The following is a 20,668-nucleotide window of genomic DNA, read 5'->3' as shown; positions in this document are numbered from 1 at the left end:
TAGGTAACATATAGCAGTATATAGATGAATTAAAATACTAAAAAAAGCTACGATACTTATATCGTAGCTTTTGGACGGCATGGGTATTTTAGTAGAGCAGGGTTTTTCTGTTTATAAACCTAACGCTCACCTAAGCCTTCAGAGAAAGTTTTAGTCAACGGCTTAGTCAGATAGGATAATACTGAACGCTGTTGTGCTTTGATATCGACTGAAGCCGTCATACCAGGCCTAATCACAATCTCATCGCGGCGGGCAGAAAACTCAGCACCCGTTATCTTTATTTGCACGCGATAGTATGGCTCTTCCCCTTTGGGTGTCTGCTCCATCAAGGTATCTGGACTGATATAGGTTACCCTACCCGTCATGGCACCAAAGATAGAGTAGTCATAAGCATCGAGCTTGACAGTCGCTGCTTGATTTTCTTTGACATAAGCAATATCTACTGGACTTACCTTAGCTTCGACAATCAAATCGCTACTGGTTGGTAGTATCTCCATAATGACTTCGCCAGGTTTCACAACGCCGCCAATAGTAGTGATTAAGATATTATTGACTTTACCATCAGTTGGCGCAAATAAGCTGGTTTCTTCTAGCACCTGTGAATGGTCTCGTAACTGTTCGAGCTCGGTATCCAGTTCCTCTTGCGCTTTGGTCATTTCTGACTGTGCTTCTTCAAAGTACTTATTTCGCTTATTGGTAATTTGTGCCTGTATTTCAGCTACTTGACGTTGTAACTTAATCACATCGGCTTGGCTCACATCACCATAAGCGAGCAACGGTTCATTCATACTAAGCTCTTGCTGAGCCAGTACCATCATTTTCTGTAGTGAGCTGACATCTTGATCAATTGCTTGCCGACGGCGATTATATAGTTGTGTTTGGTTTTCTACATACTCACTATAGTTTTTGATACCATCTGGAAACTTGAGTGGCTTTTCAAATATCTCTGCTTCAAGGCGAGATAACTTAGCCTTTAATGCAGCGATTTTCGAACTTGAATTAGCGACTGCTGCCTGGGCACGTTCTTCTTCTAAAGTCACAATCAACTGGCCTTTGACAACCTCTTCTCCTTCTCGCACTAATACTTCGGTCAGTACACCACCTTCTACTGCTTGGATATCCTGCGTTCGAGCACTAGCGATAACTGTTGCGGTAGCACGCGTTACTTGGTCAATTTGGGCAAAATAAGCCCAAACTATTAAAACGATTATGCCTATCAGCGCGCCCCAAATAATAATACGGGTACGTCCAACTTTAGGGTCATGAGATTTGTGCTGATAGTTATCCATTTTCCTGCCCTAAATTGTCTGGGTTATTACGGTTATCGGTGGCTGATGAGGCGCTAGAAGCCTCATTACTAATGACTTTCACTTTAGGCTTGCTTACCTTAATTGAAGTCTTGTTCGCATTTGCTTTATTCTCATTGCCTTTTAGCTGCTCAAGTACTTGCGCTTTTGGACCATCCATCACGACTTGCTGATTGTCCATGATAATAATGCGATCCACCAGTTGTAATAACGGCATCTTATGGGTGGCCACAATGATAGTCGAGCCTGACCCAAATGCTTTACTAAGGACATTAATACATTGTAATTCTTGACGATTATCCATCGAGGCGGTCGGCTCATCCATTAATAAAATTGATGGCTTAGTCAGTAGTAAGCGCGTAAAGGCAACCAGTTGTTTTTGACCACCAGACAACCCTTTGCCACCTTCACTAATGGGTAGATCCAAGCCACTAGAATGACTAGCCACTAGCTTAATGAGTCCTGTTTTTACCAGTGCATCACGCATCACATCATCACTTGGCGCAGGTAGTCCAATCAATAAGTTCTCTCGGAGCGTGCCTTCAAATAAGCGATGATCCTGTTGTAAATAGCCAATCTGCTCACTGAGCGACTCGCGACTAATCTGTTGAATATCCAAGCCATCTAGTAATATTCGACCTTGCGTTGGAGCATATAACCCCGACAATACCTTTAATAAAGTGGACTTCCCTGAACCAATAGCACCCAAAACAGCAATACGCTCGCCCGCTTTAATCTCTAATTTATTGATAGCCAATGCTGGCTGGTCATTGTTTTGATAATTGAAAGTCACTTTTTCCAAATCAAAGTTACCAATAATACGACTAGGCGATAAAGGATGCGCGACGCCATGATTGTCTTGCTGTAATGAAAACAGTTGCTCAATATTGAGCTTAGCGGCTTTTGCATGTGAATGCTGCACCAACAAACTGGGAATACTCATTACTGGTGCTAAGATACGCCCCCCTAAAATAGAACAGGCAATCAAACCACCCATAGTCATGTCACCAGACATCACCACGAACGAGCCGACAATCACAATGCCGACATAGCTGGTCTGCTGTATCATTTGCGACAGATAACTCAAATTGTCGTTAGCATGTTTCATGTCGAGATCGTTTTTGGTCGTAATGTTCATCACATCAAGCCAACGTGACAAAAACTTCCAGTTACCAGCACCCGCCTTGATGGTCTCAATACCCTCTACCGTTTCAACCAAGATACCAGTTTTACGATAAGAAGCTGAGGCACCAACGGCGGCGATACTGTCAATCTTTTTGCGCGCGCTCCATCCTAATACAATAGCAACAATCGCCGCTATAATAGGTACTAGCGCCACCAATGGATTACCGATCACGACGATCAGCGACACAAAGATAATGGCCATCGGAATATCAACCAAACCAAACAAAGTACTGGCAGTATAAAACCCACGGACTTGCTCATAACCACGTAACTGTGCTGCCATTGAGCCTACAGATCCTGGCATTTGGTCAATACGAACGCTCAACAACCGCTGGAATACTTCTCGTGAAAGGTGTTGATCAAGATTGACCACCACTTTGTCCATAATCTTAGAACGGGCAAACTTCATAAAAGTTTCAAACAGAATAACTAGACCGACACCACTTGCTAGAATAATTAAGGTGTATTCACTACGAGTCGGAATCACACGGTCATAGACTTGCATCGAAAATAGTGATACAGCTAACGCTAGCATATTAATCAAAAATGAAGCGACCACAGCTTCAATGACAATACCACGATAATTTTTTAGGTCTTTTTTTAGTATTTGATCAAAAGACAGCTGCTTACGTTTACTCGGCTCTCTGTCTAAACGGATACGTAGCAATTGGGTAAATATCGTACTTGGGTACGCGTCACTTTGTGCTGTTTGCTTAAATTGCCATAACCCCTGTGGGTTCTGCTGCTCTATAATCCCCCAACCTTCTGTCGGGTGCAATGCCAATAAAGGCAAAAAGGCAGCATCTGGTATCGGTAATGATTCTGGTAACTGATCCACTCCTAACTGCTCTAATACCTTGACAATACTAGCCAGCGTCATTAACTCTGGCTGCTGATGAAGCACTCCATACAGACGCATTTTATCAATAGGATAGCCTTGCTGAGTAAGCACAGTATGCAGTGCTACTGCTAGCTGCTCGGCATCATGACTGATTTGCTCATGCAGTTGCTCATCAGTTTCAGGTGCCAACAACGGCGAAGATGAGGTTGCTACCAGCTCATTGTCAGGTGTGTGGTCACTCGAAGCTGGAACAGGGTTATTCATGATAAGTACATCCTACTGATTAACGGGTAGTTAGACAAACAAGTCGAGAAAACAAAAGGCAGCTTGTTTATTCATAGACGCTTTGTGACGGGCTTAAGGGCTCACTATCTGCCGACAAGCCTGTATTTGTAATATTACTGGACAGCGAATTAAACGTCTGATTATTAGGATAGATTATTGTTTCTTGAGTTCTCATCCCCACAGGCTGAACCGCTACTCTATCAGATGTCTGCTGCGTATCATTCTGACTATTAAGCCATTTTTTGACAGGATCTAGCGGGTGAAACAACGGTTCTGGTTGACGGCTCTGGTTAAAGTTTTGCCATGACATCATACCAAAATCGACTTGTAGCTTATAATAAGTCGCAATAATAGAAGAACGAATTTCGACCAATTGTATTTGATACTGAGAGTGTTCACGCACTGCATTCAATACTTCGAGCCAAGACTTGCGACCGGCAATAAATTGACGGCGGTACGAGCTCACAACGATTTGTGCACCAGCAACGGCAGCAACCAATGATCGCTCTTGGTCTTTTGCACTAGCAAATTGCTGATATTGCGTTTGAATGGTTTCAAGTACCTGTCGTCTTGAGGCCTCTTTAGACTGCACCAAGCTTTGTACTCGAGACTCTGATGCTTTTGCTAAGGATAAACTTGATAATCCTGCTCCAGGGTCATAACTTAGCCCTACGGAAAACTCACCACCATTATCGTTGTCATCATTATCGTTATCATGATAATAGTCATATTCGTATTGCGCATAGACGGTGGGATAGCGTGCCGATTGTAACGATTTAAAATTCTGTTTGGCAGCTTCTACTTGGTAGTGCTCTTTCACCACCGTAGGATTATAAAAACTGGCATCATCAAATGCCATTTTCTCAAAAGTTTGTGAATAGCCTTTTGCGTGATTGACCAACTCCGCCATATTGGGTGTTGGCAAATCCGCAGCCGATAACCGGCGGCCTGTTATTTGTTCTAAACGTGCAATCGCAATACGTTGCTGCTCAACCGCCGACTGATAAGAATTTTGTTCCTGTAGAATGCGATTGGTCACCAAATCAAGCTCGATACGGGCTGATACGCCTTGGGACACACGGCGCTGCATCATTTCCTCAAACTCAGAAAGCAATTGCAAACTGTCATAATACACCTGCTGCTTTGTCAGCGCTGTCATATAACTTTGCCATGCTTCAATCGTTGTTTTTGCAATTTGATTCTGCTGCTCATACACATATTCGACAGCCGCTTTATCATCAAATATGGCTTGATTGACATTGGCTGTCAGCTTACCCCCTGTCCATAGAGATTGTCTAATCTGTAGCTGTGAGACCATACCATCGGTACGGTCATAACCTGACGAGACTGTTGGGTTTGGCAACATATTGAGCTTGGCGGCACGAATACTTTCTGTAGTGGCTTGTTGCTCTGCGCGCGCTGACCCAACTAAAGGGTGGGTTTGTATCGCTTGATTGATTAGCTGATTCATATGCGTATCGGCGCTCGCAAACGCAGCTCCTGAGAGCAATACAGATAGCATACTAACCACTATACGCTGCAACTTAGGCTTTGACTTTTCTGTAAACTTTATCACTTTCATCATAGCAGGGAGCCATCTCATTGGTAAATCATGTTGACAAACAATCATTCGGTTATACTAAATCATACTCTAAGCGCACAACAAATACAGATGCGACAGATGCGTTGGTACCATTATCTTAACACTGTTTTATAGATATTCTTATATAGGCAAGCCTGCTTATAATAGATATAGTGATAGGTAAAGTCATGGCTACATTAACAGATGCTGGCTTTTCGTAATGGCTGGTTGTCATTACAAAATCAAAACGAACTGAGGGATCAATCACATGGCTCAACCTCTACCACCCAGTCCGCCTATAAAAAAGCCGACAAGAACCAACAACCAGTCAATAATTGCTATTTTCTTAGCGATATTGCTACATGTTTTGGTAGTAGCCATTATTTATTTTTCGGTCTTTCGTAACGAAGAAAGTCCACAGTCAGAGCAATTGTCTAGAAATGACGAGCAACCATTACCTGCTGTTATCATAACAGAAACCAAGCCAAAAACACCTAGCGATGTAACAGGACTAACGACCAAAGCAGAAGTACCAACTAATGATAGTACACAGACTAACCAATTAAAAACGGTCAGTCAGACACCTATTATAAATCAAAAGTCACCGTCGAAAAATACAGCAGCGCTAGACAGCACTACAGCAAAGCCTTCCAACGACGATAAAGCAATACACACAGATTTGTCCATCAATGATAACTCATCACTACCTGAATATAGGCTCAAAAAAACCAAAGAATACGAACAGTTAGACGAGGATATCGACAAGGATAGTGAACAACTTTCAAAACTCATTGATGAGGTTAAAAAGCGCAATCAGCAGCAGATTGAACAGCAGCAAACAACTCTATCAGATACGCAATCTACACTTAGATCTGTCGAAAAAACGGCACCCATCTCATCTGTACCAAAAGAAGAAGCACCTTTATCAACTAATAACGACTACCCTATTACGCCTATCAAATCACTCAATAATGAATAATAAGATCTAATGAGCCAGTGTCTATTTCAAAGGCAGCCGCTTAGATAACTGAACTTCCTACTTACATTGTGGATCGCCTAAAAAACAGACTCTATTAGGCTATTTCTTCAGTTCAATAGTTAGTCATCTAAATGGGCTAAAAATGACCAAAATCTTATCATCATGTTAAAACCGGAGACATGTCCTAACACCATAAGCAAAAGTTCAATACCTCCTAATAAAAAAGCCATAATAAATTATGGCTTTTTTACAACTATTTAACGGATAGGTATTAAAACAATTGCCCATTAATCAGCGCAACTAGATTACCGTCGTAGTGATATCTGTATCAATATATAGCACCACACTTGAATCTGTCGTACTTTGATAGAGATCATATCCCGTTTGATCCGATGTTTGCTGCTTCGCAAATTCCGATGTTAGTGATACTTGATCACCATTATCATCACCATTAATAAACAATTTATTATTGCTATCGGTTACGTTAATGACATCACTAGTGCTCAAATTGGTTAACGACTGAGCACTACCGTCTGTCATATCAAAAACTTCAAAGTTATCAAGCACTGATGAGTTAAAGCTACCAAAATCTATACTGGTATCAGTAATCAAGAGTGTATCATTGCCGTCGCCACCATTAATAACTAAGTCAGCAGCATCAAACACTATCGTGTCGTTACCAGTTCCACCATTTATCGTATCGGCACCAGTACCGCCATCTATCGTATCGTCATCGGCGCCACCATTGATCGTGTCGTTACCCGCTCCACCACTAATCGTATCGTTGCCTGCTCCACCGTTGATAATATCCTTACCTGCATTACCGATCAAAGTATCATTTCCAGCATCGCCATTAAAGGTGTCATTACCACTACCACCTATAAAGGTATCATTACCAGCACCACCAGAGTATTTAAGCGCAGAGGTTTGGTTCACTGAAATCAGTTCATCATCAGCATCAGTACCATTGAACACCAAGGTCGGTTTTACATCAATACTGATCTTGCCTACTTCTGTAGTAAAGGTACTATTTTCATTCGCAGTTTCGACTGTTTGCAATTTGATATCCAAATCCCCAATATAAGAGGTCGCTGATTTCACACGCAAGCTATTTAAACTTTCAACTGGAACACCTGATATGACATAAAATCCTGGCTCTGTTCCACTAGGCGCCGTCCATTTTACATCAAGCGCAGTGCCATCGCTGGTCGTGAGTTCTAGTACATCACCATACAATTCATCACCAGATACGATAATACTGACCGTTTCACTACCATCCACATCTACCATGGCAGCATTCAGATTCAGTGAGGCCCATTTACCTTGTGAGCCTAATAAAGTCGATGGATTAAATACAACTTCATCCGCGATAGGTGTCACATCAAGCGTCACTTTAAGTGGGGCACTAACTAAGCCGCTATCACTAACGACTTTCACCTCAATACCTGCAACAGTACCACTGACGTTCTCAGGCGCTTGGATAAAGATATTGTCTTCAAAAGATGTGTCAATGTTAGTTGCATCGATTGTCCATAAATTACCGTTTAAGCCACCACCATTGTTGCTAGCCAATGTATATATAGGGTTGTCATCTCCATCTTTGCCACTAATATACGAAACTAAATAACCATCAGGTACATTATCTAGGCTGATAGCAGCTGGATAGTCCCCTTCACCTATATTATCTATATAATCTATCTGATAAGGTATGGCAATTAAGGTATCTTCCTCACCAGTTGCTGTTACAGTTAAATCACCATCATCTCTATCCACAATAGCTAGTGCATCTGACTGCGCAATGACAGTAATATCATAGCTGTGCTGATAAGTTAAGATGTCACCATCATTAACTCCAGAAACATTAGTCACTTCTTTATGAGCAGCATTTACAATAATGCTCGCGCTACCATCGGCGTTTTTAGCGGGAGTGTATTTGACAGTGATGCTATCGGGAGGATTAGTACCAACCTCTAGCTCATAATAAGTTCCAGCAGGAATAGTACCAACCTCATTATCACCTAATGTGACCTCATTTAGAGAGTTACCATTGGCATCAGTCAACATTCCAGCAGGCCCAGTACCTGTGAATAGGTTAGACTCAACTACTTCAATGTAGAGCTTGCCATTGACCAGAGACACATAGTCACCATCCGCACTGTTGGTAAGATCAATGACAATATCCACTGCTATATCTTCATCGGTTGAAACGACTGAAGTCTGACCATTATTATCAAACGCGTCAGTCTCTGGTGCCACTACTATACTGACGCTAGTTGCTGGCAAAGCGTCTTCACGGTTTGCATTGTCCAAAGCAGTAAAGGTCACATCAAAGCCAAAGTCTTGACTGCCACCAGACACATTGGTACTGAAGTCTACTGGCGGTGTCACCGTTATCGCATTAAGTGCTGCTTCAGGTGTGAGGTTACTAGCGTCGCTGACACTGATAATATATTGCCCAGCAATTTGTTGCACGCTCACATTACTATTATCACTAGTGATAGTAGTACCCTCTGGTACATCAGTCAGCGAGAAACTATAAGAAACGACGCTGGCTGCATTGGTATCATCAAGTGTGGCATCTAACAGTGCTCCCAAGTTAAATGGTATTCCTTCGTCTGCTATCAATGTATTGACCGTCAACGTATTGACAAGCTTTACTAGTTCAGGGTCTTCACCTTCAGTATTACTACGCGTTAAGACAACTTCAAAAATATCACTGGCTGTTGCTTCGGCGCCGTTGATACTTTGAGGGTTATTGATATCTTGGGTTACGACTGTCACCTTAATACCAAAAGGACCTGTTGGAATATTAATCGTTGACCCATCACGCTCTAAGACCAGCTCATAGGTAGGGTTATCACCTGTAGTAATGGCTTCAGGTGGCACATCGATATACCAGACGCCACCTGATAAGATGCCACCTTGTACGATGATACCATTAGGAACATTACTAACTTCTAGACGCGTAAAGCTCTCTGAGCCGTCTTTATCTGGTGAGGATATAGAAACAGTGACAGAAGCTGTATCGTCTAAGCCATTGTTATTAATAGTATTGTCCGCAGTGGCTTCATCTATTAATTCTATGGTCGGTTGATCAGTCACTGCTTTGAAAGTCACATTTACGGTTGCATTGCCGGTCTTAGACTCGCTAATCGTGGCATTATCGGCTAATGACACGGTGTCGAGATACGTATAATTAAACCCAATATCAAAAGGAACATCACTATGTTCGTTAGCGCTATTGTATTTTACTTCGATTATATCGCTGGCATTAAAGGTGTAGTCGCCAGATGTATAGGCAGTACCATTAACAAGTAATAACACGTTCCCTAAGTCAGCAGGGTTTAAAGTAATTGTATCAAGTACTTCATCGCCTGTAGATGCATCCGTAGTTTTAAAAGCAGCGTTAAAGTCTATCGTCGTCCACTCATCTTCGACCGCTACCACTTGCGGATTATTGACGACTCCATCAGCAGCATCAGGCGTGATTAGAATAGATACGTCTTTAGGAGTATGGGTAACACTATTACCTGATACTGTTTCAGTAGTCGTTCCTGTAATAGTAAAACCAACTTCACCAGAGAAATTATCAGGCGTTACCAATTTTGCAGCACCATTTTGAAGTGACTCTAAAGACACAGACCAGCTACGCGTCTCACCACTACCACCTAAGAACACGGCTCCTGTAATATCGAACCCTGCAGGTAGCCCTGTTACTTTATAAGTGACCTGCTCAGCAGCCGGAGCATCGCCATCATAAGCAGCAATACTGGTAGGGTTAGCGAAAAACTCTACTAACGCTATATTGTTATCATTAGCATCCTCGACGCCCACATAAGTGTAGTCCTTAGTAATAGAATCCCCATCGCTATCAACTATCGTTGCCTCTTCAGTTTCCAGATCATCATTTAAGATAAGATCGGCTTTGCCAGCAATTTTAACGGGTAATGTTAGTCCTGGATCCGGAGTAAATGCGGTTTCACTACCATCGTTTTCAATGCTTTTTGCCTGAACTATAAGCGGTATCGTACCGCTAAAGTTTTCAGTAGGAACAAAGTACAAGCCATCTACGTCCTTATAGTCAGGTATGGTTGTACTGCCGAGAGTTGAACCTGTATTTTCATAATGTAAAGCGTAAGTATCACTAAGCTCATCATATATATAAAGCTTTGCTCCTACTGGAATATCAGATATTTTAACCTCGTATTTCTCAGAACCCTCATTATCACGTGAACTTGGACGGATGTTTAGCTCAATGCCAAGAGCAGGATTAATTACTGCATCTGACGATCCATCACGGTTATTACCATTACCACCATTACCGTTGTCAGCTAATGCTTGATCTTCATTACCATATGCTGGGTCAACACCCAATGTGACTGGGTCAGCAACCCCTTTAACCGCAAAGGTTAGATAACTCTCACCACTGGTTGCCGTCACACTAGCACCACCATCTTCATCATAATCGATGGTTTTGGCTTCTACCTTGACGACCGTGCTTGAGCCAGCATCAAGATTAAAGTCACTATAGTCTGCTGGCGGAGTGACAGTGACTGTATCAAGATAAGCTGCTGGAATATCCACACCGCTACCACTATCAGTCAGACTAATATCCTGTGTACCATCGTTATAGGTAAAGACTGCACCTTCAGTCGCGGTAAACACATCATTACTGTCTCTGCTACCAAAGGTTAAATGCGCATAGGTTTCTTCAGAATCATTAAAGGCATCGGTATGGCTTTCTTCGCCGAAATCAGATGTGTCATCTGGGTTAATCCAGCCATCTATTAGATTAAACAACGTACCATCAGTACCCAAATTAAAGGCGGTGTCTTCTGCCGCATCTGTTGTGTACGTATAGTCTGGATTGATAGTAACACCAGTATCAGTCGTTTCAGCAACTGGTGTAACGGTTACTTTTTGGGTTAATTCCGCTGTACCTGTAACTGCTGTACCAGTATTATCATCAGGATCTGATGTGGTCACAGTAAAGGTAAAGTTAGCGTCGGTTGAAGACTGAGCAGGCGGCGTGAGCGTAATCTGACTTAAGTTAGGTGAACCAGTCATATCAATAGTTACGATACCACCAGCTTCTGTTGCTGCACCAGTATTATCTGTAAATGTCCAACCTGCTGGCAGTTCAAACTGAATTTGAGTGATAGTTTCTGCACCAGCACCATCTTGAGTATCCAATACGGTAAAGCCAAACTCATCAAGTGTAATGGCATTATCTTCAGTAGTGCTAACATTATTAGCAGTCACTTGACCCGCAACTGCATCAACGGTCAGATTAACATTAACGGTATCGATCTCTACTGGCAAAATAGTACCAGTAGAGTCAGCATCATTGTCTTGGGTATATAACGATACGGTAATGCCATTCATATCTTGTGAGTTGAACTCGTTGGTTTGAATACGAATCTTGGGTTCTGAGCCACCATTAACCAATAAATCAGCGTCTGTCAATCCAGCATCAATACCGATGAGTACGTTACCAGAATCATCAGCGGTATGTTCTGATACCGTGCCATCTGCCGCGGTAAATTCAATCACGGTACCCTTAATAAGGCCGTTAATCACAAAACCATAGGTTTCTCTACTGCCATTAGCAGCACTCCCTGCTAAATCACCAAAGGTGGTAGTGATTGGTAAATCTATAAACTCACCTTCATTGACGGTGACAGTTAAGGTATCTCCAGCTACGTTTGCTGCACCCGACTGATAGCCAAACTCACTGAAATTATCGCCACTTTGGTTGTTATCACTGGTATCTGTCACGGCTTGCACGTCAATATCAACAGTGACGGTACTTTCTGCCCCAGCCACTCCTGACACAATAGTACCTGTACTATCCACCTCATATTCTGTCACCGACATCTTGATACTCATGTTAGTGGCATCATCTGCACGCGGGGTAAGCGTCATCGACTCAAACTGCTCTTTGGTCATGGTGGCGGTAGCAGAGCCTATACTATTAATGGTAGGTACATTGCTAAGTTCGATTAGAACTGTTTGGTTATTACTAGTGATAGTAATAGGACTTGCACCACCATAATCTAGGACTGTACCAGTACGGAAACCAGTCAGGCTGACCAATCCGATACGCTCAGGAGTATCATTACTCGTATTAGAAGTATCAAGGTCCGTCTTATCAGTTATGGTGGGCGCTGATAGACCGCCTGTTAGGCCCGCGTTTATACGCGCTTGTGAACCTAATGCTACTGTGGTGTCTTCATTTGTACTGATAGTATTGGCAGCGATTAAGCCAGGAGCGTCAGATACGGGATTGACGGTGATGGTTAACTTTTCAGTACCTTTCTGTGGCGTTGTCGGATTATTGCCATTATTTACCGTAATGGTAATCTCTGGCACTGTGCCACTAAAGTTTGCCGCAGGCTCAAAGGTATAGCTGCCTTTCGTATTTATGGTCAGCTTACCAATAATCACGCCGTCTATAGTAACGTTAGTAACATCACCTGCGTTAAAGGTACCTGTCATACCATCAATAATATAACTCTCTACGGTTAAGGTTTCTCCGACATCAGGGTCTGCATCGTTTGCAAAAACCCCATCGGCGATCGACACTGATAATGTGTTGTCTTCATCGGTACTATTAATATCATCTACAAGCGCGATACCATCATCAGTACCGGTGATGGTCACTTCAACATAACGGATTTCACTAGCACTAAGCTCGTTACCATCAGCAGCTGCAGTTACTCCTTCATTATCGTCAACTTGTACGGCATAACGAATAGTGATGGTTTCGCCAGCAGGGATAAAATCAATCGCATTGGACGCGGCTGTGATTTTCCAAGTGCCAGTATTATCAGTTTGGTTGATTGAGAATAGATCCTCTAATGCTGTTTGCTGAGGATCTGTTAAAGAGGTTAAAGCGCTATTACCTGTGAAGTCATATGTATTTGAATCTTCAACATAGCTCAATGTTAAAACATCAGTACTATCCGTATCAGCAAAACTGATATTACCCGTTTGCGTAATATCAGTTTTATCAGTCTGCTCTGTTATGGCCACTGTTTCGATGACGCCAGCAACGTTGGTGATAGTTGGTTGGTCATTGGTGCCCGTAATAGTGATGGTGAGCGTGGTGCTACTGATATCGCCATCAGCATCGGTAATGGTGTAAGTAAAGACATCATTAACGGGCTGACCTTTAGCGAGAGACTGTACATCCGGCGCAGTATTATCAACCTCGTAAGTATAGGTGCCATCTTCATTTAGCTTTAGTGTGCCATAATCGCCTGTTGTATCGCCGCCTATTATACCCGCAGCTGTGCCTGTTACTGCGGTTACGGTGGTTGCATCTGCGCCTAGTGTGTCGGCAACATCTGTGGCAGCTGCATTATTAGCAGTCAGTACGTTACCTGTTGCCGTGATTTTGCCCGATATAGGGTCTACACCTACATCTTCAGTGATGGCGTTGGTGTCTGCCTTGGCAGTCGGTGCGGTATCGATAATTTGAATATCGAGTGTCTCGTTTTTTGTGCCGCCAATGGTATCCGTTAGCGCTACTGTGAACGTATCTACTATATTATCGCCAGCAGAGTTATGATTTTTTGGATCATTATTTTCTGTATAAGAATAAGTCAGTTCACCTGTTGTGGCATCGTAATTAGTGATGACTAATGCGCCATAGATACCATTAGGTATAATAACGGGCGTAGTTGACGTCGCATTTGTTACATCAAAACCATCCACTGTCAGTGTTGTGACGCTTTGTGGGTTGGTGATGTTAATGGTGCCAGTGATTGGAGTGACTGTACCTTCGGTTACGCTGTTATCGGCTGGTGTCACTGCTGCATCTTCGTTTACGATTTCAATAGTTGGCGCAACGTCATCATTTAAGATGGTGCCAGTGCCACTGTCATTACCAATGGTCAAGGTAGTGGTTTCATCATTCTCAAGGATATTGTCATCTGACGTTGGATAAGTGACGGTAAAGTCGGTGACCCCTGCTGGTACAGTGATGGTGCCAGTTGATGAGTCATAAGTGACGCCCTTACTAAAGACGATGTCAGCAGGATTGGTGCTGTAGTCAGTTCCCGCTTCAGCAGGATTGGTGCTGCCGTTTGTTAAGCTAAAGGGATAGGTAACAGGAGTCTCGGTCACGCCATTCACGGTGACGGTATGAACCAAATCATCGCCTTCTGTAACGGAGGCACTATATACCGTAACCGTCGGCTTATCACCATCGGTGATGCTGCCGTCAGTTGTATCACCATTGTCTTCATCCGAAATCGTACCAGTGGCACTACCCTCTGTCGGGCTGACGCTGGCAACGTTGGCATCGGTACTGATGTCTAATACTAGGTCTTCGCTGTTCTCGAAGATGTCATCATCTTTCGCGGTGACAGTGATCACAGGAGTAAAGGTGCTGCCCGCTGGTATGGTCACGGTGCCACTGGCTAAGAAGTCGGCAATCTCTGCAGGGTNTGTGATGACCACATCAACACCACCATCAACGGTGTAAGAGATTTGATCAATGTCGGCGGCTACTATGGCATTGTTCGTGCCAAGAGAGACACTAACCTCGGTGTCAAAGTTGCTGACGTTGTCTTGAGAGATGGTGAACGCTAAAGTGTTGTCGGCTGCGCCTTCGGTGGCTTCAGGTGTGGTGGCGACAATGCTGACCACTGGCTTGTCACCATCGGTGATGCTGCCGTCAGTTGTATCACCATTGTCTTCATCCGAAATCGTACCAGTGGCACTATTGACAGGTCCGACAGTGGCGTTGGTTGGATTACTGATATTAAGTGTAAGGTCTTCTGACTGCTCGTAAATAGCATCATCAGCCACGTTAATAGTGATGACTGGGGCTGCAGTACTACCTGCTGGTATCTTGACGCTAACGCCATTGTCTAAGAAATCTTGAATGTCAGCTTGGCTGCTCAAAGTGATTTCAGTACCATCTGTATCAATATAAACAATGCTGTCGATGTCAGCGGCATCTATTTTACTGTTACCTGTGTTCAAGGTGACGTCGACAGTAGTATCAAAGTCACTCAGGTTATTTTGAGAGACGGTGAATTCCAAGGTGTCGTTATCAGTCTCGCCTTCAACAGCTTCCGGTTTCGTTGCTACAATACCGACCACAGGCTTATCACCACCCACTATCGGGTTATTAGGATCAACAGGCGTCGTGCCGTCAGTAGTACCATCATCATAAATGGTAGTATTCACATTATTTGTTGGACCGATGGTCGCTGTACCTGAGGTCACAGCACTTACAGTTACATCGAAGTCTTCAGGTCCTTCAAAAATACTATCATCAACAATTGGAACTGTGAAATCTACTGAGGTCTGACCAGCTGGAATAGTTACTGTCTTAGTCACTGGAGCAGTATAGTCTTCGCTACCTTCGGTGCTACCGCCGCCAATAGTAACTGTAACTACAGTGTCTTCACTGCTTGGTTTACTAAGGTTGATCGTATATATCGCTTCATTCGGACTACCATTAATAGCAGTTTCGTTCAAATTTTCTGTGCCCGTAATACTTACTATCAACGGGTAGTCAACAGTGATACTTGCTTCGTCTGATTGTTCACCATTTTTGTCAGAGACCACGTAGTTCACAGGAGTAGGATCATTTATGAAACCACTTTCCGGCGTAAACGTAACTTTACCAGTAGTAGCATCAACGCTCCACTCACCTTCGCCATCAATCACTAAGTTGGTGACTTCGTCGCCTGTGACAGGGTCAATCAGTTTGACGCTGGTTGGATCTAAATCATTTTCAGAGTCGCTGTCATTTGCTACAACGTCAATGGTAACGGGTTGACCTGTTTCACCTTGGGCAGTATCATCTTCAGCAACTGGAGGATTTTGTGGGTAGTCAACAGTGATGCTTGCTTCGTTTGATTTTTCACCGCTTTGGTCAGAGACTATGTAGTTCACAGGAGTAGGATCAGCAGTAAAACCTGTTTCTGGTGTGAAGGTAACTTCACCAGTAGTAGCATCAACGCTCCACTCACCTTCGCCATCAATCACCAAATTGGTAACTTCGTCGCCTGTGACAGGGTCGATCAGCTTGACAGTGGTTGGATCTAAATCATTTTCAGAATCGCTGTCATTTGCTACGACATCAATGGTAACGGATTGACCTGTTTCACCTTGGGCAGTATCATCTTCAGCAACTGGAGGATTGTCCTCAGAAGCGTTACTACTGCTACTGCCACCAGCGATTAAACCTACCAGCCCAAGACCCGCAACAGCAGGTATCCACCACGGTATGATAGCGGCATACTCTTGGCCACCCAAAGCCTGTCCTTCGACTGCACCGTCCTCTAACTGCGTCACGTAGTCATAGGTTTCACCAGTATCTGGTATATAGTAGTAATACTCTCCATCTTCAGCGATTCCAAGCAATGCGCTGTCTTCGTTATCATAGAAACCTTCTATGATAAGATCGCTTTCTTCGCCATCTTCTTCAAAGGAGACGTGTAAATCATTTTTTAGACGCTTAGTAATAATATGGTTTGGCGCACGGCCTATAGCAGTATCATGAAACTCGTAATTTACTTTATCCATAGCGGTAATGATGGTGGGTTTACCATCTTGAGTCACTACTTGCACTTGATCTATGGTCTGAGTCGCATCGTTAGTTTTAACAATAATAGTATTCATATGCTTTTTTACCTTCGATTTTTTAATTCAAATAATACAGATTGATATATATTCATATTAGGCAGGTTTGGTTGCCAAAGGGTAATACCATTATTAGTTACGTACGCGCTCTTCAACCACAGCAACAACCCGGCGATTAAGTTGACGACCGTCTACGGTATCATTGCTTGCTCGTGGTTGTGACTCTCCATAACCGATCGCACTGAGGCGATCAGCTGCCACACCAAATTCAGTCATTAACACCTCTTTTACTGCATTTACTCGGCGTTGAGACAGGGCTTGGTTATAAGCATCTTTACCGCGACTATCGGTATGGCCTTCGATGGTTACCACTGTATTTGGATACTGCTTCATGAACTCGGCTACTTCAGTTATTTTTGAATAATAATCTGGTCGTACAACAGCCTTGTCAGTTTCGAACAGCACCTCAAGATCAATCGTCATTTTCTCCATCAAAGCGGGCGTTTGCACCTCTACAACTGGCGGCGGAGTGATAGGTTGTATCACTGCTACAGGTAGTGGGCAGTTGGGTACAACACGACTGATCTGATGACTTTGATAACGCTTGTTCGCTAGGAGTGGCAATGCACTTTCAGGCGTTATCTGCTCTAACGTACTTTGCCCTTGCTCATTCATACTAATATGAAAAAAGTAAGTTTGACCACCTGTTAACTCATAGTCTTGCTTATCTGCTAATAAATTATTATTTTTGAAACCCGTTGCATGAGCACTTAGCTGATTCATACCAACACATGAATTAACCACCGTATAGTTGTCTGCATGTAAACTGACTTGAAATCTATTATTCACTGAAACATTGGCGCTGGTTTGTTCAGAGTAATTATCATTTTTTCGGATGAATACCAAACGAGTTTTATCGTTAGCCACTTCTTTTTCTAATACGTCATCAATATCTGTATCTATTTGATTGCTCCACATAACACCATCGACACGACGTGTATCTCCTTCGTTATCGATACCGCCCATCATCGCGCAAGAAGATACCCCAAATAAAGTTATAGGTAAGACAATAGCAATAATGTTTTTTCTCAGTACCTTTTTCACGGTAAACTCCTAACGTGTAATATTGTTTAATATCTGATAATTAAAGATTTTTTAGTAAAACCTAAAGTGAAAGTTATTTAAATACTACATTAAAAATATCAGTAACAGTAATAAAATATAGACTGGGACTAAAGACACTTCATCTAGTATAGATTAAATAAACTATTGTTCTATGCATCCACACCTGTGGACAATATAGTTAACTTAAGGTAAAAATAATATAAGCAAAAATACTACTTAGGTAGATTATTTTTAGCTTAAAAGCTTCGATAGCGCATATTCTTTCTTGCTCAGGCATAAACTTCTTGTGTTGCTCAAGGAAAAAGCGTTTTGCTTAGGATGATAATATTGTAGAAATAATAGACTGTATCCGTGTCTATGAGATAGCTTTTGTATCCATTCGTGGAAGCTTGTGTTACTCATTACGAGTGTACATTTGTTATTAAGGTGTAGGCTTAGTTTGTACTTGTACCCACCATAGAACATGTGATCATTAATAACCTTCTCAAAGTAATCAAGCGAAAATAGCCCTTTTTTATGTAGAGCATCCTCTTTACCAGTAATCTTTATTGAGACAAAGTCCATGAATAAAAATATAGTCATAAGATCGAATAGTTCGATTTTTAAAGCCCATTTTTTTCGTTTATATACTTAATAAGATACCCTTTCTACTTATAAAAAGTAAGGCTACTCTGATATACGGTTCTTTTTATAGGACAGGATGTTATATGCATTAAAGGTTTTTTGGGCTAATATTTAATTTTTTAAGGCACAATGAATGCTTATTTCTCTACAGTTTGGTTGACATACATACTAATATTGATAACTATACGAACTGAGATCTCAGCCTAAAATTTTACCAAACGCTTCACAGAGACGCTACGATTTTAACGCTGAAAACTCATGGGAGTTTAGCTCCTAGATTACTAGCGACTACATTCAAATTCTATCTAGTATTGGTTTTTTGCATCAAATTATCACTAACTTTTATGATTTTGTTAGCGGAAGGCATAAAGTAGTACTGTTGCAAAGGGCCTATTATATAAGGCACGTAACTAATTGATAATCTCTTAAATCAAGATTAACTCGTAAGCGAATAAAGCCATATCATATTGACTCGAAATACCACATAATTACTGAAAAAACTCAGGTGGTGAAAAAGCAATGATGCGATAAGTGTGAGTACCCTATGTCATTATAATAAATCAAACTTTCCAATACTGCTGAATAACATTGTCAGATACATGAATACTATCGTAATATTCATTTAGCCTACTAAAGAACACTCACTATCCACTCAATAAAAACCCGAAGATTTAAGTTCATTAAATCCTCGGGTTTTTTTAGTTTAAACGATTACTCTATAGTCGGCTCAATATCAGACCTCAAAGTGAGCACTTACTACAGCATCACTTGTGCAATCATAGCCGAACCGATGAACGTACCTGTAAAGGTCAATATTGCAACCACTGCAATCTTAAATCCAGATTTTTTGAATAGATCCACTTCCATTTGTGAGATAGCAAAACCAGCATACGCAAGCACTGGTGTCAGTAATTGCAATACACCCATTTTTGCAGTCTCTTCCAACACATAGGCGTTAAACGGAAACTGTGGCAAGGATATCAGGATAGCCACAATCGATATCCATGCGATAGCAGGCACGTTGAAAGGGATGACTCGTTTGAGTAATATGCCGACCACACAGCAGGCAAACAGAATCAGCATGGCAGGCAACCCATCGATTGGATCAACGCCTTGCCCTACCCAGTTACTGAGTAGCAGCACCACACATATCACGGCTAGCAAGATAAATGTCTGTCCCATCGACAATACTGCTGGCTCTTCCATAACCGCACCGAAATCTGTATCGGTAGTAGCGTCTGCAGTGTTCTTTTTGAATTTGCTAACGACCTTATATAAAAACTCTGTAAAAGGTAGCGCGACAAATAAACTAACGAATAGTCCGGTAGCATAGGTCAATAAGTTAGATGTCGCGGCAAATGCTGTAATGGTCTCAGCTTGATCTGGCACTGTCTCTGCCAACGCAGCAGAACACGCACCCATCATACTGCCACTACCAATACCACAAGCCATAGCGAGCGCTCGAACATCCATGATGTCCATAGAGGCAATGATGCCCGCCATCAATGAAAAGTAAATGGCACCAAACAAAGTACCCATCACATAGACGCCCATCACACCGATACCTTCGGCGCTTTGAAGACCATATTTATCAGCAATCAATGCCACGTTAGGCTCACGAGCGACCGAGTGTGTTGCACCGATAGCCTCTCTTCCCATACCAAAGACCAATACCGCAACCGGTAGTGCAATCAGTACAGTCGCTACATTACCCAGCTCCTGTAATAGTAATGCCGGACCTGCTGCGATGATTTCTTTGATATTAGGACCAACACCCACACCGAACTTTGCAATAAAAGGCATGATACTTAAAAGAATGGCATAACTGGCAAACTTGGCGCGTTTTTTGGTTATGACCGCCTTCATAGAAGGAATGACGTTTGGGTTGAGTAGAATTGCAAAGATAAAAGCATAAAGTAGAGGCAGTAATACCAAAATACCAATGCCGATAGGAATCTTAATAATACCGATCCATTCTGCCAGTAATGACACAGCAATGACCAATAAATGTAGCTTCCAATCGAGTAGGTGCTTTGTCATTGTCGGTGACAACACGCTATTATTATTCATATCAATTCTCTTTGTATATGATTACTGTATATTTTAATCGTCCAAATTTTGAAGCGATTTTTTAT

General features: G+C 42.3%; 7 protein-coding genes. 1 reads left to right on the top strand and 6 read right to left on the bottom strand.

Features of this window, described 5'->3' with window-relative positions; genetic code table 11:
* Positions 1-119 precede the first annotated feature (119 nt).
* From IPZ60_RS13810 to IPZ60_RS13800, 3 genes are all read right to left on the bottom strand, one after another.
* Positions 120-1,289 (bottom strand): HlyD family efflux transporter periplasmic adaptor subunit, encoded by a 1,170-nt coding sequence (locus IPZ60_RS13810; RefSeq protein WP_194198300.1) that lies wholly within the window; start codon positions 1,287-1,289, stop codon positions 120-122.
* A complete protein-coding gene (locus IPZ60_RS13805) occupies positions 1,282-3,597 on the bottom strand; it encodes a type I secretion system permease/ATPase (protein WP_194198299.1) in 2,316 nt (771 codons plus the stop codon). Before IPZ60_RS13805 ends, IPZ60_RS13810 begins: the two co-directional genes overlap by 8 nt.
* A gap of 67 nt (positions 3,598-3,664) precedes the next feature.
* Positions 3,665-5,203 (bottom strand): TolC family protein, encoded by a 1,539-nt coding sequence (locus IPZ60_RS13800; protein ID WP_227669381.1) that lies wholly within the window; start codon positions 5,201-5,203, stop codon positions 3,665-3,667.
* A gap of 265 nt (positions 5,204-5,468) precedes the next feature.
* Here IPZ60_RS13800 and IPZ60_RS13795 point away from each other — a divergent pair, with 265 nt between their 5' ends.
* Positions 5,469-6,179, top strand: a complete 711-nt coding sequence (locus IPZ60_RS13795) for a hypothetical protein (RefSeq protein WP_194198298.1) — start codon at positions 5,469-5,471, stop codon at positions 6,177-6,179.
* Between the two features lie 300 nt (positions 6,180-6,479).
* Here IPZ60_RS13795 and IPZ60_RS13790 read toward each other — a convergent pair whose 3' ends face one another.
* The 3 genes from IPZ60_RS13790 to IPZ60_RS13780 all read right to left on the bottom strand — a co-directional run bounded on the left by IPZ60_RS13790 (position 6,480) and on the right by IPZ60_RS13780 (position 20,603).
* Positions 6,480-16,823: a VCBS domain-containing protein gene (locus IPZ60_RS13790; RefSeq protein ID WP_194198297.1), complete on the bottom strand. Its 10,344-nt coding sequence runs from the start codon at positions 16,821-16,823 to the stop codon at positions 6,480-6,482.
* Between the two features lie 93 nt (positions 16,824-16,916).
* Complete coding sequence (locus IPZ60_RS13785) at positions 16,917-17,888, bottom strand: OmpA family protein (RefSeq protein WP_194198296.1); 972 nt, start codon at positions 17,886-17,888, stop codon at positions 16,917-16,919.
* Between the two features lie 1,401 nt (positions 17,889-19,289).
* The gene (locus IPZ60_RS13780; RefSeq protein ID WP_194198295.1) at positions 19,290-20,603 is read right to left on the bottom strand and encodes a DUF3100 domain-containing protein; all 1,314 of its coding nucleotides are present in this window, start codon (positions 20,601-20,603) and stop codon (positions 19,290-19,292) included.
* Positions 20,604-20,668 lie beyond the last annotated feature (65 nt).

It is taken from the genome of Psychrobacter sp. NG25 (assembly GCF_015234355.1).
GTDB lineage: Bacteria > Pseudomonadota > Gammaproteobacteria > Pseudomonadales > Moraxellaceae > Psychrobacter.
This window is presented reverse-complemented; position numbering and strand designations above follow the sequence as displayed.